Consider the following 24,325-nt stretch of genomic DNA (forward strand, 5'->3'; position numbering starts at 1 on the left):
GATTGATATGAAAAAGGTGAAAATTTGCTGTTTTTCTATCATAATGGAGAAAAGAGAGTGTGTTAAATAGACTTGGGGGTTCAATGATGCTAAATGATAAAAAAATTTTATTATGTGTCACAGGAGGAATAGCTGTTTATAAAGCTGCAGCTTTGACGAGCAAGCTTGTACAAGCAGGTGCCCGGGTAAAAGTTATATTAAGTGATTCTGCCGCAAAATTTGTTACCCCATTAACCTTTCAAGCATTATCCCGCAATGAAGTATACCGTGACACCTTTGATGAAAAAAATCCTCAGGTAATTGCCCATATTGATCTTGCTGATTGGGCTGATCTGATTTTGGTTGCACCTGCGACAGCAAATACAATTGCAAAGCTTGCTAACGGAATCGCAGATAATATGATTACTACTACGTTATTGGCGACAACAGCACCGGTGTGGATTGCTCCGGCAATGAATGTCCATATGTACGACCATCCTGCTGTGAAAAAGAATCTTACCGTTTTAGCCGATTTTGGATACAAATTTATCGAACCCGGTGAAGGTTATCTTGCATGTGGATATATTGGTAAGGGGCGCTTAGAGGAACCAGAAAAAATCGTGGAATCAGTTCTAAATTATTTTCAAAATGATGTCGAATTGCTTAAAGGGAAAACAGTTGTAATTACCGCAGGCCCTACAAGGGAAAAAATTGACCCGGTCCGCTATATATCTAATCATTCAACAGGCAAAATGGGCTATTCATTGGCTGAAGAAGCGAAAAAATCGGGGGCGCATGTGGTATTAATCTCCGGTCCCGTTCAATTACCGCCTCCTCAAGGAATGGAAGTGGTGAAAGTAGAAAGTGCCGAAGAGATGTATAACGCTGTAATGAACCATTTTGGCGACGCGGATGTGGTGATTAAAACGGCAGCTGTTGCAGATTACCGTCCAAAAATTGCTTATGACCATAAGGTGAAGAAAAAGCCGGGCGATACATTCATTGAACTGGAACGGACCAAAGATATTTTGCTGGAGCTTGGGAAGCAGAAGAAGAAGCAAGTGCTTGTTGGATTTGCCGCTGAAACGGATAATGTGGAAGAATATGCCCAAAAAAAATTGTACACAAAAAATGCCGATATGATTGTTGCAAACAATGTAAAAGCTGAGGGAGCGGGATTTGGGACAGATACAAACATTGTGACCCTCTTTAAACGGCAAGGTGAAATTAAAGAATTACCTCTTATGTCAAAACGGGCGGTAGCGGAAAAAATTATTGAAGAAATTGCTTTTCTCTTGAAGGATTTGGATGAGAATGAAAATTGCTAGTGTGATTGTTGATGTTCCAACAAAACAAACAGATAAGACCTTTGATTATCTGATTCCGGATCAATGGATTGACACCATACAGCCCGGGATGCGAGTGGTAGTCCCTTTTGGTCCGAGAAAAATTCAGGGCTTCGTTACCGGGATCAAAATCCATTCTGAATTTCAGAAGTTAAGAGAAATAGTGGAGCCAATGGACCTTGAGCCTGTCCTTAATCATGAATTATTAGAGCTTGGAAACTGGCTGACTGAAAAAACGCTCTGTTTTAAAATTTTTGCCTTTCAGGTAATGCTGCCGGCGGCACTAAAAGCGAAATACGAAAAGAGTGTTGAGCTTGCAAACGGTGTGAAAACGAGTGACCTCCCCGGGCAACTTCAGACTTTTTTTAAAAGCAATAGTAAAATTAATTGGGAAGAGGCATTAAAAAGCGGAATTGTTCCATTGTTACAACGGGAAGCTTCTAAGGGGCATCTTGAAGTACTGTATGAAGTGAAGGAAAAAATGAAGAAAAAGCAGTTAAAATTTGTAAGCCCGCTACTTTCAATAACAGAATTACAAGATGAATTAGACCGTTTGCCTGCAAGAGCTGAGAAGCAAAAGGAGGTCTTAAACTTTTTTGTTCAAAATTATAAACCGGTTGAATTAAGGCAATTGTTAGTGGATTTAAGTATCTCCTCTGCAACCGTAAAAGCCCTTGTTGAAAAGAATTTTCTTATTGAACAGGATAGGGAAGTTTATCGGGACCCTTATGAAAATCGAACCTTTGAACGGACAAGCCCATTGCCATTGACGGATTCACAACAAAAAGCAATCCAACCGATTCTTAATTCGATTGAACAAAAACAACATGAAGTGTTTTTACTTTATGGTGTAACAGGAAGCGGGAAAACTGAGGTCTATTTGCAATCTATCCGGGAAGTTATTGAAAAAGGTCAGGAAGCGATTGTCCTTGTTCCGGAAATTGCGTTAACCCCGCAAATGGTAAATCGGTTTAAAGGCAGATTCGGGGACCTCGTTGCCGTTTTGCACAGTGGTTTGTCCTCCGGTGAAAAATATGATGAGTGGCGAAAAATTCAGCGCAAGGAAGTTAAAGTGGTTGTGGGTGCCAGGTCAGCGATTTTTGCACCATTTGAAAACCTAGGAATTATTATTATCGATGAAGAGCATGAAACGAGCTATAAACAGGAAGAAATGCCGCGCTATCATGCAAGAGATGTGGCCATTGAAAGGGCGAAAACGTATAATTGTCCAGTTGTGCTGGGAAGTGCGACACCTTCGTTGGAGTCTTTTGCCAGAGCGCAAAAGAAAGTTTATCAACTCCTATCCCTTCCAAGCCGAATGAATAATCAGTCGCTTCCATCAGTAGAAATTATTGACATGCGTGAAGAGCTTCGTTCCGGGAATCGGTCAATGTTTTCAAGTAAGCTTTTTGACATGCTGAAGGAACGAATTGAGCGTAAAGAACAATCTGTCTTATTTTTAAATAAACGGGGCCACTCTTCCTTTGTTATGTGCAGGGACTGCGGGTATGTCGTAAATTGTCCGAATTGCGATATTTCCTTAACCTTCCATAGTAAAGCTGGACAAATGAAATGTCATTACTGCGGTTATGAAAGCTTTGTGCCAAAGCATTGCCCGGAGTGTTCCAGTGAATATATCCGCTATTTCGGTACAGGGACTCAAAAGGTTGAAGAGGAGCTTGGAAAGATACTTCCTGAGGCAAGGGTCATACGGATGGATGTGGATACAACAGGACGAAAAGGCGCACACGAAAGACTTTTAAAGGATTTTCAGGATGGAAAGGCCGATATTCTTTTAGGTACCCAAATGATTGCAAAAGGACTTGATTTTCCGAATATCACGCTTGTTGGCGTCCTTTCAGCGGACACGATGCTGCATTTACCGGATTTTCGCTCATCGGAAAAAACCTTTCAGCTATTAACACAAGTTAGCGGGAGAGCAGGACGGCACGAATTACCCGGAGAGGTTATTATCCAAACCTATACACCTGAGCATTACAGCGTCGAACTTGCAGGTACTCAGGATTATGATCTCTTCTACTCAAAAGAAATGATGGTCCGTAAATCGCATCATTATCCGCCATTCTACTACTTATCACTCATTACAGTAAGCCATGAACAGCTAATGGCAGCCGTTGCGACGACTGAAAAAATCACTGCTTATATACGCTCGAGGGTTTCTGATGAAACAGTTGTCCTTGGACCGGCAGCCTCGCCAATCCCACGGATAAATAATAGATATCGCTATCAATGTTTGATAAAATACAAGCGGGAACCGGACCTGCCAATGACATTAAAAACAATACTTGACCAATATCAGAAGGATACTGCAAGTGGATTGCAAGTTTCCATTGATATAAACCCATTTATTTTAATGTAAAGTGCCCAATAAACCAAGCCTTTTAAAGGTTAGACTAAAGTTTTTTGGGTGAAAATGAATAATAATTGTACAATGCTACTCATGGAAGAACGGAATAATGGAGGAAGAAATTTGGCGATACGTAAAATTGTAAATTATCCTGCTGAGATACTTGAGCAGCCATGCAGAACCGTGATGAAGTTTGATCGGAAGCTTGGTAAATTGCTTGATGATATGTACGAAACAATGATTGAATTTGATGGGGTCGGACTCGCTGCACCTCAAATTGGAATTGATGAGAGAATCGCGATTGTCGATATTGATGATGATTCAGGGACAATTGAAATGATCAATCCGCAGATTTTAGAAACATCAGGCGAACAAACAGGTCCGGAAGGTTGTTTAAGTTTTCCCGGACTCTATGGTGAAGTGACAAGACCTTATTTTGTGAAAATTGAAGCCTTTAATCGAAAAGGGAGAAGATACACGCTAAAAGCAGAAGATTTCCTTGCCAGGGCGATTCAACATGAAATGGACCATCTGGATGGAATTTTATTTACATCCAAGGTGACGAGATACCTCGAACAGGATGAGTTAAAAGGAGTAGAAAGTGAATGACGAAAATTGTTTTTATGGGTACCCCCGATTTTTCGGTCCCTATATTGCGGCAAATCATCAGTGATGGTTTTAATGTTATTGGTGTTGTAACCCAACCGGATAGGCCAGTAGGCAGGAAGAGAATTTTAACACCGCCTCCAGTCAAAATGGAAGCGCTGAAACATGGTATTCCGGTATACCAGCCGGAAAAAATTCGCCAAAAAGAAGATCTTGAAAAAATTCTTTCCTTAAAGCCTGACTTAATTATCACCGCTGCCTTTGGCCAAATTTTACCGAATGAGCTGCTTGAAGCACCACCCAATGGTTGTATTAACGTTCATGCATCACTGCTTCCTGAATTGCGCGGCGGAGCTCCGATTCATTATGCTATTATGCAAGGAAAAAAGAAAACAGGCATAACGATTATGTATATGGTTGAAAAACTTGACGCAGGAGATATTTTGACAAGAGTTGAGGTTCCAATCACGGATGCGGACAATGTCGGCACGCTCCATGATAAATTGAGTAAAGCAGGTTCCGACTTATTATCAGAAACCTTGCCAATGCTGTTAGCAGGAAAACTTAATCCGATCCCGCAAAATAATGAGGATGCCACTTTTGCCAGGAACATTAAACGAGATCAGGAGAAGATTGATTGGACAAAAACAGGTGATGATATATATAACCATATTCGCGGCTTAAATCCCTGGCCTGTTGCTTTTACAAGCCTGGACGGCACTGTTCTTAAAATATGGCAGGCTGAGAAGGTTGCAGGATTGCCTCGGCACGAGCCCGGTACCATTTTAAAATTGGAAACTGATGGGATCATTGTAAGCACCGGCAACGAAATAGCGATTAAAATTAAAGAGCTTCAGCCTTCGGGTAAAACAAAAATGACCGGCGAAGAATTTTTAAGGGGTGCCGGTACTAAAATTTCAACCGGTAGTAAATTGGGAGATTAACATGAAATTAATGAAGAAAACTGTGCGTGAATCCGCAATGGACCTCCTGGTAGCCATTGAGAAAAATCAATCCTATAGTAATATACTTCTTAACAACACGATCGAAAAAAATGAAGTACCCGCTAAAGACGTCGGCTTATTAACAGAATTGACATATGGAACCTTGCAAAGACGTATGGCATTGGACTTCTTTTTAGAGCCTTTCATTAAAGACCATAAAAAATTGGCCAATTGGATTCTCCATTTACTAAGACTGACGCTCTATCAAATGGTTTATCTTGATAAAATCCCTGATAGAGCAGCTATCTATGAAGCAGTAGAGATTGCTAAAAAACGGGGGCATAAAGGGATTGCCAGTTTGGTAAATGGGGTGTTAAGGAGCATTCAGAGAGAAGGACTTCCATCTATAAATGAAGTCGCAGATCCAATTGAGAGGCTGTCCTTAGAAACCAGTCATCCAAAATGGCTTGTTACTAGATGGGTTAATCAATTTGGCTATGATAAAACAAAAGAAATGTGTGAAATTAACTTAACAGCCCCATTGCAAACCGCAAGAGTCAATCTCACAAGAATCTCAAGAGACGAATGTATCGCGTTATTGAAAGAAGACGGATTTCAAGTCGAGAAAAGTCCGATTATTCCTGAGGCGATAAGGTGTTTAAAGGGGAATTTAGCTTCGTCAATTCCCTTTAAATATGGGATGCTCACGATTCAAGATGAAAGCTCGATGCTTGCCTCTTATGCCTTAGGTGCTGAGGAAAACGAATCTATCCTCGATGCTTGTGCGGCACCGGGAGGGAAAAGCACGCATATTGCTGAAAAAATGCACAATACAGGTGAAGTGATTTCCATTGATCTTCATGAACACAAAGTAAAATTAATTAATGATAATGCCCGGCGTTTAGGCTTAGCAAACATCAATACAATCGCAATGGATTCCAGACTTGCAGGAGACCATTTTAAAGAAGAATCTTTTGACAGAGTGTTACTCGATGCCCCTTGCTCCGGACTTGGTGTAATGAGAAGAAAGCCTGACATGAAATATACGAAAACAGAACAAGATATAGTGCAATTAAGCAGTATTCAACAAAAATTGCTTAAATCAGTTTCCGGACTAGTGAAAAAGGGTGGAATTCTAGTCTATAGTACGTGTACAGTAGATAAAGAGGAAAATGAAAAGATGGTAGCCGCATTTTTAACGGAAAATTCTCAATTTGAGGAGGATTCAATGTTTAGAGATCGGATGCCGGAGGCGATCAGACCACTGATTTCGAGTTATGATCTACAAATTTTCCCACAGGATTTTGGTTCAGATGGATTTTATATTGCAGTTTTAAGAAAGAAGGTGTAACAGTTGGAACAATTAAATACAACTGAGATGCAAACAGCAGCGGACAAAAAGAAAAGATCCATCTATTCATTGGAACTTCATGAAATAAAGGACTGGTTATCAAAAAACGGAGAAAAGCCTTTTCGTGCTGAACAAATTTATGATTGGCTTTATAAAAAAAGAACTACTGCCTTTGAAGATATGAGCAATTTATCAAAAGGATTAAGAGATAAACTTACCGAACAGTTTCAAATAACCACTTTGAAAACTGTGATTCAACAAACATCCAGTGACGGAACCATTAAATTTCTCTTTGAACTCCATGATGGATATTCAATTGAAACGGTTCTTATGCGTCATGATTATGGTAATTCTGTTTGTGTAACCACTCAAGTCGGCTGTCGTATTGGGTGTACGTTTTGTGCTTCGACGCTTGGAGGATTAAAAAGACACCTCGAAGCAGGTGAAATTGTTGCTCAGGTTGTTACGGTACAACAGGCTCTTGATCAAACAGATGAGCGTGTAAGCTCCGTTGTAATCATGGGGATAGGTGAACCGTTTGATAATTACGACAATATGCTTTCCTTTTTAAAAATTATTAATCATGATAAAGGCCTAATGATTGGTGCCCGCCATATCACAGTTTCGACAAGTGGAATTATTCCAAAAATATATCAATTTGCTGATGAAAATATGCAAATAAATTTTGCCATATCACTGCATGCATCAAACACTGAATTACGCTCAAGATTAATGCCGATTAATAAAGCCTATAAACTTGATGACTTAATGAAAGCTGTAAAGTATTATATCGATAAGACAGGACGTCGCATTAGTTTTGAATATGGTCTTTTTGGCGGTGTAAACGATACAGTCCCGCATGCTGAAGAATTAGCCACCCTTTTAAAAGGGATAAAATGCCATGTTAATCTAATTCCTGTTAACTATGTCCCTGAAAGAGACTATGTCCGCACACCAAGAGACAAAATTTTTGCCTTTGAAAAAACGTTAAAAAATCATGGAATTAATGTTACTATTCGCCGGGAGCACGGTCATGATATTGATGCAGCATGTGGACAGCTTCGTGCAAAGGAGCGGAAAGAGGAGACGAGGTGACAAAAAGTGAAGGCTGTGTTTAGAACGGACCAGGGTAGAATTCGCTCAAATAACGAGGATAATGGCGGAACTTTTATAAATCAAGACGGTCACCGCTTAGCCATTGTAGCAGATGGAATGGGCGGTCACCTTGCAGGTGATGTTGCCAGTGAAATGACGATAAGGCTTTTACAAGAGAGATGGGAACAATCTGAAAGGATTGAGACTGCTGATCAAGCGGAAGCTTGGTTAAAAAAACATATTCTCGAAGTAAATAAATTGTTATATATACATTCGATGAGCAACACTGAATGTGAAGGAATGGGAACAACAATTGAAGCAGTCATTGCTACAAATCTTTTTACAACCATTGCACATGTAGGGGATAGTCGTTGTTACATATTAAATGATTCCGGATTTAAGCAATTGACAGAGGATCATACGCTCGTAAATGAGTTAGTCCGTACAGGCCAAATAACAAAAGAGGATGCCGAGCATCACCCTCGGAAAAACGTAATACTGCGAGCTTTAGGAACAGAAGAGGATGTAAAAATCGATATAAAAACGATTATGTTTGAAGAAGGCGATTTTCTTCTTCTATGCTCTGATGGACTTTCAAATAAAGTACAAGAAAAAGAAATGGTTCAAATTCTTCAGTATGAAGATTCGCTTGAACAAAAAGCTTCAGCCCTCATTGATATGGCAAATGAAAATGGCGGCGAAGATAACATCACCCTAATCATATTAGAGTTTAACGACGAAATTGAAAGAAGGTGATGATCAATGATAATTGGGAAAAGAATAAGCGGCCGCTATAAAGTCCTTGAAATGATTGGCGGAGGCGGCATGGCAAATGTCTATTTAGCACATGATATGATATTGGACAGAGATGTTGCCGTGAAAATGCTCCGCCTTGATTTTGTTAATGATGAGGAATTTATTCGCAGGTTTCACAGGGAAGCTCAATCGGCAACGAGCCTTGTTCACCCGAATATCGTTAATATTTATGATGTTGGCGAAGAAAATGATTTATACTACATTGTTATGGAATATGTGGAAGGACAAACTTTAAAACAGTACATACAACAAAATTCACCATTAAGGGTTGAAACCGCCATAAAGATTATGAGACAGCTGACATCAGCGATTTCTCACGCTCATCAAAACCATATTATTCATCGTGATATTAAGCCGCATAATATTTTGGTTGATCTGGATGGTAACGTTAAAATAACTGATTTTGGAATAGCAATGGCGCTAAGTGCAACAAGTATTACTCAAACTAATTCTGTGCTTGGTTCCGTCCATTATCTATCTCCCGAACAAGCACGGGGCGGGATGGCAAATCGAAAGTCGGACATCTATTCATTAGGAATTGTGATGTTCGAGTTGTTAACAGGAAGGCTTCCTTTTTCAGGGGAATCTGCTGTTTCCATCGCATTGAAGCATCTTCAATCTGAAACACCGTCGGTAAGAAGATGGAATCAAACGATTCCTCAAAGTGTAGAAAATATTGTCCTTAAGGCAACGGCGAAGGACCCGTTTCATCGCTACAATAGTGTGGATGAAATGGAGGAGGATTTACGTACCGCTCTTGATTCCGAAAGAATACATGAGCCAAAATTTATTATTCCAATAGATGAGGAAGTAACAAAGGCGATACCGGTAATTACGGACGAACGACCGTTGCAAAATCTTGATGAAACATTAGTACATAGCAGTGATAAAAATACACCTAGTGGCAAAGATGTTTCCAAGCAGAGCAAAGATAAGAAAAAACGGAAAAAATGGCCACTTTTCTTAATTTCTACTTTTATCTTTCTGGCAATTTTGGGAATTTTATCTTTTACTATTTTACCTGGATTATTAGCTGCTAAAGATGTAAAGATCCCGGATGTTAGCGGGAAGGATTTAAATGATGCCATTGTCAAGCTTCATTCAAAGGGCCTGCAGGTTGGAAAAAAAATTGAGATGACCAATGAAGAAATTGCAACAGGAAATGTGATAAAAACAGATCCCAATGCAGGCAGCACTGTAAAAGAAAACTCGAAAATAACGATTTATATAAGCTCCGGCAAAGAAAAATATGATTTATCCGATTTTGTCGGACGCCAATATGATGATGTTGTTCTTATATTAGCAAAAAATAATTTTAAGGATATAAAGAAAACGGAAGTTTATAATGACAGTGATCCCGGAACCATTATTAGTCAAAATCCTTCGGGAGGTCAAAAAGTCGTACCGGAGGATACTGTTTTGGAATTTGAGGTCAGTAAGGGTCCGGAAAAAATTCTTTTGAAAGACTTATCACAATACAATTTAAAAGCTGCACAGGATTATGCCGCCTCCGTCGGGCTTACTCTTGATGCCTCCCAGGAACAATATAATGATACGATCCCAGTGGGAAATGTAATTTCCCAATCACCTTCAGCTGGAACGGAAATGAAAAAAGGTGATAAGGTTTCTGTTGTGATTTCAAAAGGGAAAGAAGAAAAACCGCCCAAAACAGTTATAAAGGATATCACAATTCCTTATGATCCAACAACAGTGGGTCAGCAGCAAACAGTTCAAATCTTTATTGATGATATGAATCATAGTATGACCGAACCTGCCGAAACGTTTACAATATCAGACACGAAAAAAATACAGATTGAACTAATAATTCCATTCGGACAGACTGCCGGATACAAAGTAGTCCGAGATAACAAAGTCATTGATGATGAAAATATCAATTATGCGGATACGCCATAAATAAAATAGCCCATTTTCATTTGTTTCTTCAAGCTCTTAAATACGTCAAACCGGAAGTAAATGGGCGAGGAGTGTAGCTATGCCTGAAGGGAAAATTGTAAAAGCATTAAGCGGTTTTTATTATGTACTGCACAATGGAGCATTAATCCAATGTCGAGGTAGAGGAGTTTTCAGGAAAAACAAGATAACACCCCTTGTTGGAGATGAAGTTGTTTTTCAGGCTGAAAATGATCTGGAAGGGTATATTCTGGAAGTGAAAAAAAGAAAAAATGAATTGGTACGTCCGCCTATTTCCAATGTGGATCAGGCTATCCTTGTTTTTTCAGCAGTAGAACCTGATTTTAGTACTGTACTATTGGATCGTTTTCTTGTGTTGGTCGAATTTAATCATATTAAGCCACTTATTTGTATTACAAAGATGGACCTTACAAACGAGTTACAAAAGCAAACCATCTCGGAATATGCAAAACAATACCGTGATGCAGGCTATGAAGTGCTTTTAACTTCTTCAGAAACTGAAGTTGGAATTGAACGGTTAAGCCCGCATGTGGAGAATAAAATCTCTGTCTTTGCAGGGCAATCAGGTGTTGGGAAGTCGTCATTACTCAATGTTTTACGGCCTGGCCTTGAGCTGAAAACGAATGATATTTCTTCACATTTAGGCAGAGGGAAGCATACGACACGTCACGTTGAACTTATCGAAATAGGAAATGGTCTTGTAGCTGATACACCCGGCTTTAGCTCACTTGAATTCACCGATATCGAAACAGAAGACCTAACCTTTTGTTTTCCGGAATTAGCGAGGATGAGTGAGAATTGTAAATTTCGCGGATGCCTGCATGTTAGTGAGCCAAAATGTGGTGTGAAGGCAGCTGTTGAAGCAGGGGAAATTCCTAACTATCGATATGAACATTATCTGGATTTCCTACAGGAAATAAAAGATAGAAAGCCGAGGTATTAAATATGGTAAAAATAGCACCCTCAATCCTTTCAGCTGATTTTGCAAAATTGGGTAACGAGATTTTAGATGTTGAAAAAGGGGGGGCAGACTATATTCATGTCGATGTAATGGATGGTCATTTTGTTCCAAACATTACAATTGGACCATTAATAGTCGAAGCGATTCGTCCGATAACAAAGCTTCCCTTAGATGTACATCTTATGATTGAAAACCCTGACCAATATATTGAGACATTTGCCAAAGCAGGTGCTGATTACATTACAGTCCATGTTGAAGCATGCAGACACCTGCACCGTACCATCCAACATATTAAATCATTTGGAGTAAAAGCAGGGGTGGTTTTAAATCCGGCAACACCTGTTGATTCGATTCAACATATTATTGGTGACATTGATATGGTCCTGCTAATGTCGGTAAATCCCGGATTTGGTGGTCAAAAGTTTATTCCTGAGGTCCTTCCAAAAATAAGAAAAGTAAAAGAAATGGCTGAGCAAAAAGGGGTAGACCTTGAAATAGAAATTGACGGCGGTGTAAATCCTGAAACAGCAAAACAGTGTATTGAAGCCGGCGCAAATGTTCTCGTTGCCGGATCGGCTATTTATAATGAAAAGGACAGAGCAAAGGCTATATCATTAATAAGAGGATAAACGTGGAAAAAGCCGGCTGCTTGCCGGCTTTTTGCTTACGATGAGAGGAGATGTCCGATGATTATCAATATTGTCGCAGGAGGCCCTGAAAACCTTCTTCCAGATTTGAATAAATTTACCGGTGAAAATGTTATTTGGGTAGGAGTGGACCGAGGAGTTTTTCATTTAATACAAAGGAATATAAAACCAATGATTGCTTTCGGAGACTTTGATTCTGTAACTACAGAAGAATTAACGGCTATCGAAAGCCAAGTAAACGAAATGAAGAAATTTAAACCGGAAAAGGATGAAACAGATACAGAGCTTGCCCTGGAATGGGCGTTGGAGCAAAATCCTGAAAGAATTCAACTGTTTGGGGGAACCGGTGGAAGACTGGATCATCTATTTGCAAATGTTCAATTATTGGTTAACCCGCTTATCAAAGGATATCCGACAAGCATCTATCTTATTGACCGGCAAAATGTATTGACAGTCAAAGGTCCGGGGCATTATACAATTGAAAAAAAGAGTTCAGAAAAATACATTTCATTTGTTCCTGTAACGATTAATGTTACAAACCTCACCCTCGAAGGTTTTAAATTTCCGTTAAAAGATCGTCATATTTTCCTCGGTTCCACATTATGTATTAGTAATGAACTTATTGATGATCATGGTACTTTTTCATTTTCCGAAGGCATATTAATAGTGATAAGAAGTCATGATTAATATGGTAAATTAGCAGGTACTGATTTCGTTCGTTTGAATAATATGTAAGGGCGCACGAAAAAAGTGGATATGTGTGAGATGCTGAGGAGGGACAGTATGAAATTTTATACGATTAAACTGCCGAAATTTCTAGGCGGACTTGTCCGGGCGATGATTGGAGCGTTTAAGAAAAACGAATAGATAAATGAGTTTATAAATTCGTTATATGGTATACAACCATCAAAACCATTAAGGCACCCATATGATTTGGGTGCCTTTTATTTTGAGTATGAATGGATATTCTAAAAACATGGGAATTTAGGATAAGGGGTTAATTGTTCTATTTTGTTCAAAAAATAAGAAAGGGCATCCTTTCGGATACCCTATCATTATTATACGCGTTCTACTTTACCGGCTCTTAACGCTCTTGCAGAAACCCAAACACGCTTAGGCTTTCCATCAACAAGAATACGTACTTTTTGTAGGTTAGCACCCCATGTACGCTTGTTAGCGTTCATAGCGTGAGAACGTGTGTTACCAGTTGTGGTTTTCTTTCCTGTTACAACACATTTACGTGGCATAATGATTTCCCTCCTTAACTACCAAAAGCTTATGCAGCATTTACATGATTTCAGATGCTTCCATCTGGATATAGAAAAATGGTCTTGCCATATTTTCTAGTCTAAAGATACCTTAATAATTTATCATACAACTTATCTGATTGCAATAGTTGTGAAAAAACCTTTCAAGAAAAATACCTTGACATCATATATTAGAGGATGCACTTATTAGAGACCCGTAAGTATGTCTTTTAATATTCCATTGAGTATAGTAAAATGACCTTAGTCAAGGAGCAATTTCCAAAGGGGGAACGATTCATGTCCATTGAATTAAAAACTAAGTTCGGACAGATTGATATTTCAAACGAAGTAATCGCTACCATTGCTGGAGGCGCAGCAATCGATTGTTATGGAATCGTCGGTATGGCTTCTAAAAATCAAATTAAAGACGGTTTTACAGAAATATTAAGAAGAGAGAATTTTACCCGCGGTGTTATTGTCCGCCAAGAGAATGAGGAAGTACATATTGATATGTATATAATTGTTAGCTATGGAACGAAGGTATCCGAGGTTGCCCACAACGTGCAATCAAAGGTTAAATACACGCTAGATAAGACTGTTGGACTTGCCGTTGACTCGGTAAATATTTACGTTCAGGGGGTACGTGTGACGAACCTTTAAGTTCGTGTAACAACCCCAGTGAGGAGGAAAGTTTTGTGTCAATAACAGCATTAGATGGAAAACGTTTTGCGGAGATGGTGATACAAGGTGCCAATCATCTAGCAGCAAATGCGAAAATGGTCGATGCGTTAAACGTTTTTCCTGTGCCCGATGGTGATACCGGAACAAATATGAATTTATCTATGACTTCAGGTGCAAAGGAAGTAAAAAATAATGTTCACGAACATATCGGTAAGGTTGGGGTGGCACTATCAAAAGGATTGCTAATGGGAGCCCGTGGAAATTCCGGTGTAATCCTATCACAGTTATTCCGTGGATTTTCAAAAGCGGTTGAAACTAAATCCGTAATTTCAGGAAAGGATTTTGCTTTGGCACTGGAGTCAGGGGTAGAGACGGCTTATAAAGCGGTTATGAAGCCTGTGGAAGGAACAATCCTAACTGTAGCAAAGGATTCGGCGAAAAAGGGCGTCCAGATTTCTCAAAAAACAGATGATATTATCGATATCATGGAGGAAGTTCTAAAGGAAGCGAAAGCATCGCTTAAGCGGACACCTGATTTACTCCCGGTTTTAAAGGAAGTTGGAGTTGTTGATAGCGGCGGCCAAGGTCTTGTTTTTGTTTACGAGGGATTCCTAGCGGAGTTAAAAGGTGAAAAACTTCCCGATTCTCCATCAGCACTTCCATCAATGGAAGAACTTGTTAGTACTGAGCATCATAAGAGTGTGCAAAGTCATATGAGCACAGAAGATATCATATTTGGATATTGCACAGAATTTATGGTGAGGTTTGAAAAGGAAAAGATAGAAAAGCATCCTTTTAAAGAGGATGTTTTTCGAAATGATCTTAGCCGATTAGGGGACTCTTTACTTGTGATTGCCGATGAAGAGTTGGTTAAAGTTCATATTCACTCAGAACAGCCTGGAGACGTATTAAGCTATGGACAGCGTTACGGCTGTCTTATTAATATGAAAATTGAAAATATGCGTCAGCAGCACTCCAATATTGTCGGAGAAACGCATAACCCTCTAGTTTCCGGGAAATCGAAGCCAAAAGAAAAACAGGAGTACGGAATTGTAACGGTTTCAATGGGTTCAGGGATTGCAGAGTTATTCAAAAGTATCGGTGCTCATGCGGTTATCGAAGGCGGGCAGACGATGAATCCGAGTACAGAGGATATAATAAAAGCTGTCAAGGAAGTAAATGCTAAAAAAGTATTTATTTTGCCAAATAACAAAAACATTATCATGGCGGCACAACAAGCGGCAGATGTAGCAGAAGAAGAAATTTATGTTATCCCCTCTAAAACTGTACCGCAGGGAATGAGTGCTCTTCTGTCTTTTAACCCCGCAGGAGAGGTAAAAGCTAATGAGAAAGCGATGACAGAAGCATTGCAGCATGTTAAAACAGGGCAAATTACCTTTGCTGTACGTGATACCCATATTGACGGATTGAAGATTGAAAAAGATGATTTTATGGGAATCTCTGATGGGAAGATAATTGTTAAAAACAAAGATAAAATAACAGCGGCTCAAGAATTACTAGCTACAATGATAAATGAAGATTCAGAAATACTCACGATTTTATACGGTGAAGATGTTTCCGAAAAAGAAGTTACCCCTCTTGTAGAATATATAGAGGAAAATTTCGGTGATATTGACGTAGAAATCCATAATGGCCAGCAACCATTATATTCTTTTATCTTTGCAATTGAATAAGGAACATATAAAATAGAAGGGGGGAATCCCTTCTATTTTTTTGCCTAATTTAGGTTTTCCCTTGATTGAAATTCATTTATTTAAACGGAAAGCAGTAGAAATAGATATCCCCGCTTTCCAAATAAGGGAGAGAATATTAGTGAAATATAGAAGTGTGTTTGATATCATTGGCCCGGTAATGATCGGCCCATCAAGTTCACATACAGCAGGCGCAGCTAGAATTGGTAGAGTTGCAAGAAGTTTATTTGGCAGGGAACCTAAATGGGCCAATATCTCTTTATATGGTTCATTTGCAAAAACCTATAAAGGTCATGGAACGGATGTAGCCATTGTTGGCGGAATATTAGACTTTGAAACTGATGATGTCCGAATTATAAATGCAATTGATATAGCTAAGGAACGTGGAATAAAACTGCGTTTTATCGAAGAAGATGCAATTACTGACCATCCCAACACTGCCAGAGTAATTATTGGAGATGATATGGGCGAGCTTGAATTAGTAGGAATTTCCATTGGCGGCGGAAAAATGGAGGTGACTGAACTTAACGGTTTTGAACTCAAGCTTTCCGGCAATCATCCTGCTATTTTAGTTGTCCACAATGATCGTTTTGGTGCAATTGCGAGCGTTTCCAATATCCTCGCAAAATACGAAATCAATATTGGGCATATGGAAGTATCCCGTAAAGAACAAGGAAAGCTAGCGTTAATGACCATCGAAGTTGACCAAAATATCGACAGTAAAATTTTAGACGAAATAGAACAGCTTCCTAACATCTTGAAAGTAACCAAAATAGTAGATTAATCGAAAAGCGGAAGCGCCTTCGGAACAAGCACAGCTTGTTCCTGCGAGGATTATTCTAAGGAGTTTTCCTTAGTGGTCAGGGGCGACAAGCATAAGACGAGCCGGCGGGAAGGTTGCTCTTTACCTTCCTGTCGGATTGGCTGTAGACCAAAGAGCCCCTAGGCGCTGGAGCTAGACAGTTTTCTAACTTCAATGTTGAAACTATCTATTGCCAATAACAACAAGGAGTGAAGTCATTTGTTTCGCAATGTAGCAGAATTAGTTGAACTCGCTATCAGTCAAAATAAAAAAATATCAGAAATTATGATTGAACAAGAAGTAACGGTAACAGGGAGATCAAAAGAAGAGATCATTGCTTTTATGGACCGCAATTTGACCGTTATGGAAGAAGCTGTCGAACGTGGAATAAAAGGAGTGAAATCCCATTCAGGATTAACGGGAGGGGATGCCGTTCTAATGCAGAATTATATTGAAAAAGGAAATTTTTTAACAGGTGAAACTGTCCTTGATGCCGTAAGTAAGGCAGTCGCTACAAATGAAGTGAATGCTGCAATGGGAACGATTTGTGCCACACCTACTGCCGGTTCAGCCGGTGTAGTTCCCGGAACATTGTTCGCACTGAAAAAAAAGCTTAATCCATCCAGAGAACAAATGGTATCATTTCTATTTACAGCGGGAGCTTTCGGATTTGTTGTCGCTAACAACGCTTCGATTTCGGGTGCTGCCGGGGGCTGTCAAGCAGAGGTCGGTTCCGCCTCGGGTATGGCTGCTGCGGCTATTGTTGAGATGGCAGGAGGAACACCTGAGCAATGTGCCGAAGCAATGGCAATTACCTTGAAAAATATGCTTGGTTTAGTATGTGATCCGGTTGCAGGACTTGTTGAAGTACCTTGTGTAAAAAGAAATGCGATGGGTGCGGCAAACGCCATGGTCGCAGCAGACATGGCCTTAGCAGGAATTACTAGCCGTATTCCCTGCGATGAAGTTATCGACGCCATGTTTAAAATAGGCCAATCCATGCCAACGGCACTTAAAGAAACAGCGCAGGGAGGGTTGGCGGCAACGCCGACAGGTCGTGAACTAGAAGCAAAGATCTTCGGTATTCCGCTAAAGAAAAGTGAATCCTAATCTTAACCAAACCATTCTTAATATAAAAGGTATTGGCGAGGAAACAGCGGAATCCTTCGCCGAAATGAACGTTTTTACAATTGAAGATTTATTGGAATATTTTCCATATCGTTATGAGGATTATCGTCTTCGCGATTTAGCGGACGTTTTGCATGAGGAGAAAGTTACCGTAGAAGGGAAGGTTCATAGTGAACCTTCTCTTGTCTATCATGGAAGAAAGAAATCAAGGTTAACAATCCGATTGCTTGTGGACCGGTATCTCATCAAGGTAGTTTTTTTTAACCAACCGTATTTGAAAAATAAAATCATCATGAATGAAACAATTACAGTTACAGGTAAATGGGATGCACACCGGCAAACGATTACGGCAAATGAAATGCAAGTAGGAACGAATGCGAAAGCTAAGGATTTTGAACCTGTTTATGCCTTGAAGGGAAAGCTCACCACGAAGGGCATCAGAAAATTTATGAATCTGGCATTTAAGCAATTTGGAAACTTGATTTCAGAAAATCTACCCGTAACGTTAACGAATAAATACAGGCTGTTAAATCGCCGCGATGCTCTTTTGGCGATGCATTTTCCGCAAAACTCCGAGGATCTAAAGCAAGCACGGCGGCGATTTGTTTATGAGGAATTTCTTTTGTTTCAATTAAAAATGCAAGCATTGCGGAAGTTTGAAAGAGAGCACTCACCCGGGCTCACACTTAACTATGATCTAATCAAATTAAAAAAGTTTATTGAAAGTCTTCCGTTTCCATTAACGAATGCTCAAAAACGGGTCGTTAATGAAATTTTAACAGAACTTAAATCGCCATACCGAATGAACCGTCTCCTGCAAGGGGATGTTGGTTCGGGAAAAACAGTAGTAGCTGCCATCGGATTATACGCAGGAGTTACAGCCGGTTTCCAAGGTGCGTTAATGGTCCCGACGGAAATTTTAGCGGAACAGCATGCCGAATCACTTAAAAGTTTACTTGATCCTTTTTCTATCAGGTGCGAATTATTAACCAGTTCTGTGAAAGGAAAACGAAGAAGGGAAATTCTTCAGGATTTAGCTGAAGGAAAGATTGATATTTTAATAGGGACACATGCTCTGATTCAAGATGAGGTTTCTTTTCAAAAATTAGGATTTGTCATTACTGATGAACAGCACCGTTTTGGTGTTGAGCAGCGGAGGGTACTGCGTGAAAAAGGTGAAAATCCTGATGTTCTATTTATGACAGCAACTCCTATTCCCCGAACACTCGCGATTACAGTTTTTGGCGAAATGGATGTTTCAATTATTGATGAAATGCCTGCAGGAAGAAAAGCCATTGAGACATATTGGGCTAAGCCTGAGATGCTTGAACGTGTCCTCACATTTGTGGAAAAAGAATTAGTAAAAGGACATCAAGCCTATGTTATTTGCCCATTAATCGAAGAATCAGAAAAGCTTGATGTACAAAATGCAATTGATGTGCACACTACACTTACACACTATTTTCAAAACCGCTATAACGTTGGACTCATGCATGGGCGATTAAGCTCAGACGAAAAGGACACTGTCATGAAGGCATTCAGTTCAAATGAAGTACAGGTCCTTGTTTCAACAACCGTTGTGGAGGTAGGGGTCAATGTTCCAAATGCGACGATGATGGTTATCTATGATGCCGAAAGATTCGGCCTATCTCAACTTCATCAGCTTCGCGGCCGTGTCGGAAGGGGCAGCGACCAATCTTTTTGTATCTTACTTGCCGCACCAAAGTCGGAAGTGGGGCAGGAACGAATGAAAATCATGACCGAAACTAACGATGGCTTTGTTTTAAGTGAAAAGGATTTAGAGCTAAGAGGTCCTGGGGATTTCTTTGGAAAAAAACAAAGCGGAATCCCTGAATTCAAAATTGCCGATATGGTTCATGATTACCGGGCGCTTGAAACGGCTCGGTCAGATGCGTCCATTTTGATCCAATCTCAAAGCTTTTGGACCTCACCTGATTATGTACACTTAAGAAATACGCTGGAGGAATCAGGAGTTTTAGAAGGGGAAAAGCTCGACTAACATGATTTTAGTAGGAAATTCCCTTTTCGGGAGGAAAACGGAATTTATTAAATACGATTTTAGAGAAAGCAGAGGGCGAGTTTTGAAAGTAAATCTTGCAATCTGCTTTTTCAAATTTTATACTACTATTAGTACCTAGTCATAAGATCTCGGACGGTGTGAGTTAATGATGAGAAGAAGAAAAAAAGACCGGCAGCAATTGTTAATGACTACAATTAAAGACAATCCCTTTATAACCGATGAAGAACTTGCGGAAAAATTTCAAGTGAGTGTTCAGACCATTCGCCTTGATCGATTAGAATTATCTATTCCGGAATTGCGCGAACGGATAAAACATGTTGCTGAGACGAGATTTGACGATGAAGTTCGCTCATTACCCATAGAAGAAGTGATCGGTGAAATTATTGATATAGATTTAGACCATAGTGCGATATCAATTTTTGACGTAAAAGAAGAGCATGTTTTTAAGCGGAACCAAATTGCCCGGGGGCATCATGTTTTTGCCCAGGCCAATTCTCTTGCAGTCGCCGTCATTAATGATGAATTAGCATTGACCGCAAAAGCGAATATTCAATTTAAACGTTCCGTAAACCAAAATGAGCGGGTCATTGCCAAAGCCAAGGTATTGAAAATAGATGAGGAAATTGGAAGAACGTTTGTTGAAGTCAACAGCTATGTGAATAATGAGCTTGTTTTTTTAGGAGAATTTGAAATGTACCGGTCGAAAAACAATTAAAGGATGAGGAAAATGAAACTAGCAATCGATGCAATGGGCGGTGACCACGCACCCAAGGAAATCGTAATTGGGGCAATGAAAGCCGTAGAAGCATTTCCTGATATACAGATCACCCTCGTCGGCGATGAAAATAAAATTAAAGAATGTTTAACGAAACATGATCGAATTACAATTTTACATACAACTGAGGTAATATTGGGAACAGATGAACCGGTAAGGGCGGTGCGTCGCAAAAAAAATGCATCGATGGTTCTTGCTGCACAGCAAGTAGCGGATGGTTCGGCAGATGCATGTATTTCAGCAGGTAATACGGGGGCATTAATGGCTGCAGGACTTTTTGTAGTAGGGAGAATTGAAGGTATCGATCGCCCCGCCCTTTCCCCTACACTTCCGACCATAGGCGGAGAGGGGTTTTTGCTGCTTGATGTAGGCGCAAATGCCGATGCGAAACCTGAACATATCCTGCAATATGCGATTATGGGTTCTATCTATAGTGAAAAAGTTAGAGGAATCAGTAATCCGAGAGTTGGCCTTTTAAATATTGGAACAGAGGAAAAAAAGGGTAATGAACTGACAAGGTTGTCATTTGACCTTCTAAAAAATGCCGATTTGAATTTTGTCGGTAATGTGGAAGCACGGGACTTGCTTGAAGGTGTAGCCGATGTTGTGGTAACCGACGGATTCACGGGCAATATGGTTTTGAAAACAATTGAAGGTACCGCACTTTCTATGTTTAAGATGCTAAAAACAGTTTTAACTAGCAGCCTCAAAAGTAAATTGGCTGCAGCGGTTTTGAAGCCGAATTTATATTCATTAAAGAATACCATGGATTATTCGGAGTATGGCGGTGCTGGTTTGTTTGGCTTAAAAGCTCCAGTCATTAAAGCCCACGGCTCTTCAAATGGACAAGCAATATTCAGTGCTATTCGGCAAACACGGGAAATGGTAGGAAAAGATGTTGTTACACAAATAAAAAAAACGGTGGAAGAATCCAAAACCTCTAAATTAGAACGCTAAAAGGAGTGCTGAAATGGGAAAGATAGCTTTTGTATTTCCAGGTCAAGGGTCACAAACGGTCGGAATGGGAAAAGATTTGGCTGAAAAGAATTCTGAGGTAATGATGTATTTTACGAAAGCAGACGAGGTGCTGAAAGATCAGCTAAGTAACGTCATTTTTGATGGACCGCAGGAAAAGCTTACTTTGACGGTAAATGCTCAGCCTGCTTTGCTGACGACTAGTATCGCGATTTTAGACTTATTCAAAAAATCCGGAGTAGAAGCAGATTTTGTGGCAGGTCATAGTCTCGGTGAATATACCGCCCTTGTGGCAGCCGGTTCACTAACCTTTGAAGAAGGGGTGTACGCAGTTAGAAAAAGAGGAGAGTTTATGGAGCGCGCCGTCCCGAATGGTGAAGGAACGATGGCGGCTGTTCTTGGCCTGGACCGCGACCGTCTTTCAACTGTTACAGCCGAAATTGATCAATCTGGTTTTCCAGTTTCTCTTGCTAATTTAAATTGCCCGGGTCAAATTGTTATTTCCGGTTCAAGGAAAGGTGTGGACCTGGCAGGGGAAAAAGCAAAAGAAGCAGGTGCGAAGAGAGTTATTCCATTAGAGGTAAGTGGACCATTCCACTCTTCCTTAATGAAACCGGCATCCGCCCAACTTCGGGAGGTATTGGATGGTTTGAAAATGCAGGATGCAATAATTCCAGTCGTGGCAAATGTAACGGCTGAACCGATGAGTACAGCCTCTGATATCAAGGAAAAATTAATTGAACAGCTTTATTCCCCGGTTTTATGGGAGGATTCTGTCCAAAAAATGATTGACCTCGGGGTAGATACGTTTATCGAGGTAGGTCCGGGTAAGGTACTTTCCGGTTTAATTAAAAAAATTAACCGTTCGGCAAAAACGTATTCCGTTTCGGATGAAGAAAGCGCTCAAGCAGTAATTGACGCGCTAAAGGAGGAAAGACTATGAATTTAGCAGGGAAAACAGCTCTTGTTACGGGTGCATCAAGAGGTATCGGCAGAGAAATAGCCTTGGAACTTGCAAGACAGGGAGCAAATGTAGCCGTCAATTTTGCCGGCAGTGAAGCAAAAGCAAATGAAGTAGTCGATGAAATAAAAGCCCTTGGTAGAGATGCATTTACCGTAAAGTGTGATGTTTCAAATTCAGAAGAAGTGAATGAAATGGTAAAAACAACCATTGATCGTTTTGGTAAACTTGATATTCTTGTTAATAATGCCGGAATAACAAAGGATAATTTATTAATGAGAATGAAGGAAGAAGAATGGGACGATGTCATTAATATTAATCTTAAAGGCGTATTCCTATGCACGAAAGCAGTGACAAGGCAAATGATGAAGCAACGCCTTGGCAGGATTATCAACATTGCTTCTATTGTTGGTGTCAGCGGCAATCCCGGCCAAGCGAACTATGTTGCAGCAAAAGCCGGCGTTATTGGCCTCACCAAAACGACGGCAAAAGAGCTTGCTTTACGCAATATTACGGTTAATGCGATCGCACCGGGCTTTATAACAACCGATATGACGGATAAATTAACTGAAGAAATAAAAGCAGAGATGTTAAAGCAGATACCTTTGGCCAGATTAGGAGAACCTAAAGATATTGCAAAAGTAACAGCTTTTCTTGCATCCGATGATTCAGCTTATATGACAGGACAGACCCTCCATATTGATGGCGGTATGGTAATGTAATTTTTTTATTAAATTTGCATTTATTATTTTAGGCAAATACTCTATAATAGCTTGAGGGGAGGTGAACAAGCATGGCAGATGTATTAGAACGTGTAACAAAAATCATCGTTGACCGTTTAGGAGTAGACGAGTCTCAAGTTACGCTTGAAGCTTCTTTTAAAGAGGATCTTGGCGCTGATTCCCTTGACGTAGTTGAACTAGTAATGGAATTAGAAGATGAGTTCGATATGGAAATTTCTGACGATGATGCTGAGAAAATCGGCACAGTTGGTGATGCTGTTAATTACATAAATAGCACGAAGTAATCGTTGGATTTACTCACAAAGCTCCGTTTTCAAACGGGGCTTTCTTCTGTAAAATAGAACTTGGCAGTTCAATATTGCTGCCAAGTTTCTTTGCGTTTTGACAGCAAGTTTTTTAAACTAAAGTAATGAAGTGTGTAAACTAAATGCAAGGTGGAGACTTTATGCGCAAAAATGGGAATGAAAAAGAATTGAACAATCGCGCAAAAGAAAATCAATTTAAAGATTTTCAACAATATATTGGCTTTTGTTTTGAAAATGAAAAATTATTAAAGCAAGCTTTTACCCATTCATCCTATGTGAATGAGCATCGCAGAAAGCCTTATGAAGATAATGAAAGGCTGGAATTTTTAGGAGATGCCGTACTCGAGCTTACCGTATCCCAATTTCTTTTTAAAAAATATCCAATGATGAGTGAAGGGGAATTGACAAAACTCCGGGCAGCGATTGTTTGTGAGCCGTCGTTAGTAACACTAGCCAATGAACTTTGTTTTGGAAAATTAATTCTGTTAGGAAAAGGGGAAGAAATGACCGGCGGAAGAGAGCGTCCGGCACTCCTTGCAGACGTTTTTGAAGCATTCATTGGAGCACTTTATTTGGATAAAGGAATTGAAAGTGTCATTGAATTTCTCGAGAAAGTGGTGTTTCCTAAAATTAATGCAGGTGCTTTTTCTCATGTGATGGATTTTAAAAGCCAACTGCAGGAATTAATTCAACGTGATGGGACAGGTGTGATTGAATATCGCGTTCTCCAAGAAAAAGGACCTGCTCATAATAAGGAATTTGTTTCCAGAGTCTTGTTAAATGAAGAACAATTGGGGATAGGTACAGGAAAATCCAAAAAAGAAGCGGAACAGCATGCAGCCCAGATGGCGTTGGAGGTACTAAAAGCAAAAACAACCTTATAACGACAATTTGAATGCTTAGGAGAAAT

At 39.9% G+C, this 24,325-nt stretch carries 24 protein-coding genes; 23 read left to right on the top strand and 1 reads right to left on the bottom strand.

The annotated features are described in order from the left end of the window. The first annotated feature begins 86 nt into the window (after positions 1–86). From coaBC to spoVM, 12 genes are all read left to right on the top strand, one after another. On the top strand, positions 87–1,307 hold the full coding sequence (coaBC, locus tag J2S10_RS08435) for a bifunctional phosphopantothenoylcysteine decarboxylase/phosphopantothenate--cysteine ligase CoaBC (protein WP_307406440.1): 1,221 nt from the start codon (positions 87–89) through the stop codon (positions 1,305–1,307). Continuing rightward, positions 1,294–3,705 (top strand): primosomal protein N', encoded by a 2,412-nt coding sequence (gene priA, locus J2S10_RS08440; protein ID WP_307406442.1) that lies wholly within the window; start codon positions 1,294–1,296, stop codon positions 3,703–3,705. The genes coaBC and priA overlap by 14 nt, the downstream gene beginning before the upstream one ends. A 111-nt stretch (positions 3,706–3,816) precedes the next feature. Then, positions 3,817–4,302, top strand: a complete 486-nt coding sequence (gene def, locus J2S10_RS08445; protein WP_307406444.1) for a peptide deformylase — start codon at positions 3,817–3,819, stop codon at positions 4,300–4,302. After that, positions 4,299–5,243, top strand: coding sequence for a methionyl-tRNA formyltransferase (gene fmt, locus J2S10_RS08450; protein WP_307406446.1), 945 nt, complete (start codon positions 4,299–4,301; stop codon positions 5,241–5,243). The genes def and fmt overlap by 4 nt, the downstream gene beginning before the upstream one ends. A 1-nt stretch (position 5,244) precedes the next feature. Next, on the top strand, positions 5,245–6,594 hold the full coding sequence (gene rsmB, locus J2S10_RS08455; RefSeq protein WP_307406447.1) for a 16S rRNA (cytosine(967)-C(5))-methyltransferase RsmB: 1,350 nt from the start codon (positions 5,245–5,247) through the stop codon (positions 6,592–6,594). Positions 6,595–6,597: 3 nt separating this feature from the next. Continuing rightward, positions 6,598–7,689 carry a dual-specificity RNA methyltransferase RlmN gene (gene rlmN / locus J2S10_RS08460; protein ID WP_307406449.1) on the top strand — a complete coding sequence of 364 codons (1,092 nt, stop codon included), beginning with the start codon at positions 6,598–6,600 and terminating at the stop codon, positions 7,687–7,689. A gap of 6 nt (positions 7,690–7,695) precedes the next feature. Beyond that, on the top strand, positions 7,696–8,445 hold the full coding sequence (locus tag J2S10_RS08465; protein WP_307406451.1) for a Stp1/IreP family PP2C-type Ser/Thr phosphatase: 750 nt from the start codon (positions 7,696–7,698) through the stop codon (positions 8,443–8,445). Positions 8,446–8,451: 6 nt separating this feature from the next. Beyond that, positions 8,452–10,419: a Stk1 family PASTA domain-containing Ser/Thr kinase gene (pknB, locus tag J2S10_RS08470; protein ID WP_307406453.1), complete on the top strand. Its 1,968-nt coding sequence runs from the start codon at positions 8,452–8,454 to the stop codon at positions 10,417–10,419. Positions 10,420–10,498: 79 nt separating this feature from the next. Further along, positions 10,499–11,380: a ribosome small subunit-dependent GTPase A gene (rsgA, locus tag J2S10_RS08475; protein WP_307406455.1), complete on the top strand. Its 882-nt coding sequence runs from the start codon at positions 10,499–10,501 to the stop codon at positions 11,378–11,380. 2 nt (positions 11,381–11,382) lie between these two features. Beyond that, complete coding sequence (rpe, locus tag J2S10_RS08480) at positions 11,383–12,027, top strand: ribulose-phosphate 3-epimerase (protein ID WP_307406457.1); 645 nt, start codon at positions 11,383–11,385, stop codon at positions 12,025–12,027. Positions 12,028–12,084: 57 nt separating this feature from the next. Further along, complete coding sequence (locus tag J2S10_RS08485; protein WP_307406459.1) at positions 12,085–12,732, top strand: thiamine diphosphokinase; 648 nt, start codon at positions 12,085–12,087, stop codon at positions 12,730–12,732. A 96-nt stretch (positions 12,733–12,828) separates the two neighbouring features. Then, positions 12,829–12,912, top strand: a complete 84-nt coding sequence (gene spoVM, locus J2S10_RS08490; RefSeq protein WP_035445740.1) for a stage V sporulation protein SpoVM — start codon at positions 12,829–12,831, stop codon at positions 12,910–12,912. Positions 12,913–13,103: 191 nt separating this feature from the next. Here the strand turns inward: spoVM and rpmB are convergent, their stop codons facing one another. Then, entirely contained in the window at positions 13,104–13,292 is a 189-nt protein-coding gene (gene rpmB, locus J2S10_RS08495) for a 50S ribosomal protein L28 (protein ID WP_307406461.1), read from the bottom strand. Between the two features lie 297 nt (positions 13,293–13,589). Between rpmB and J2S10_RS08500 the strand changes: the two genes are divergently transcribed. The 11 genes from J2S10_RS08500 (at position 13,590) to rnc (ending at position 24,299) form a co-directional block, all read left to right on the top strand. Continuing rightward, complete coding sequence (locus tag J2S10_RS08500; RefSeq protein ID WP_307406463.1) at positions 13,590–13,952, top strand: Asp23/Gls24 family envelope stress response protein; 363 nt, start codon at positions 13,590–13,592, stop codon at positions 13,950–13,952. Positions 13,953–13,987: 35 nt separating this feature from the next. Next, positions 13,988–15,667, top strand: coding sequence for a DAK2 domain-containing protein (locus J2S10_RS08505; RefSeq protein WP_307406465.1), 1,680 nt, complete (start codon positions 13,988–13,990; stop codon positions 15,665–15,667). Between the two features lie 139 nt (positions 15,668–15,806). Beyond that, the gene (gene sdaAB, locus J2S10_RS08510) at positions 15,807–16,469 is read left to right on the top strand and encodes an L-serine ammonia-lyase, iron-sulfur-dependent subunit beta (protein ID WP_307406467.1); all 663 of its coding nucleotides are present in this window, start codon (positions 15,807–15,809) and stop codon (positions 16,467–16,469) included. A gap of 237 nt (positions 16,470–16,706) precedes the next feature. Then, positions 16,707–17,597, top strand: a complete 891-nt coding sequence (gene sdaAA / locus J2S10_RS08515; RefSeq protein WP_307406469.1) for an L-serine ammonia-lyase, iron-sulfur-dependent, subunit alpha — start codon at positions 16,707–16,709, stop codon at positions 17,595–17,597. Then, positions 17,587–19,635: an ATP-dependent DNA helicase RecG gene (gene recG / locus J2S10_RS08520; RefSeq protein ID WP_307406471.1), complete on the top strand. Its 2,049-nt coding sequence runs from the start codon at positions 17,587–17,589 to the stop codon at positions 19,633–19,635. Before sdaAA ends, recG begins: the two co-directional genes overlap by 11 nt. A 169-nt stretch (positions 19,636–19,804) precedes the next feature. Further along, positions 19,805–20,371: a transcription factor FapR gene (gene fapR / locus J2S10_RS08525; RefSeq protein WP_307406789.1), complete on the top strand. Its 567-nt coding sequence runs from the start codon at positions 19,805–19,807 to the stop codon at positions 20,369–20,371. A 12-nt stretch (positions 20,372–20,383) separates the two neighbouring features. Next, positions 20,384–21,388, top strand: coding sequence for a phosphate acyltransferase PlsX (plsX, locus tag J2S10_RS08530; protein WP_307406473.1), 1,005 nt, complete (start codon positions 20,384–20,386; stop codon positions 21,386–21,388). A 13-nt stretch (positions 21,389–21,401) separates the two neighbouring features. Further along, positions 21,402–22,349 (top strand): ACP S-malonyltransferase, encoded by a 948-nt coding sequence (fabD, locus tag J2S10_RS08535; RefSeq protein ID WP_307406475.1) that lies wholly within the window; start codon positions 21,402–21,404, stop codon positions 22,347–22,349. Then, complete coding sequence (gene fabG / locus J2S10_RS08540) at positions 22,346–23,089, top strand: 3-oxoacyl-[acyl-carrier-protein] reductase (RefSeq protein ID WP_307406477.1); 744 nt, start codon at positions 22,346–22,348, stop codon at positions 23,087–23,089. Before fabD ends, fabG begins: the two co-directional genes overlap by 4 nt. Before the next feature lie 71 nt (positions 23,090–23,160). Beyond that, a complete protein-coding gene (gene acpP, locus J2S10_RS08545; protein WP_307406479.1) occupies positions 23,161–23,394 on the top strand; it encodes an acyl carrier protein in 234 nt (77 codons plus the stop codon). A 161-nt stretch (positions 23,395–23,555) separates the two neighbouring features. Further along, the gene (gene rnc, locus J2S10_RS08550) at positions 23,556–24,299 is read left to right on the top strand and encodes a ribonuclease III (RefSeq protein ID WP_307406482.1); all 744 of its coding nucleotides are present in this window, start codon (positions 23,556–23,558) and stop codon (positions 24,297–24,299) included. Positions 24,300–24,325 lie beyond the last annotated feature (26 nt).

It is taken from the genome of Neobacillus ginsengisoli, from assembly GCF_030813055.1.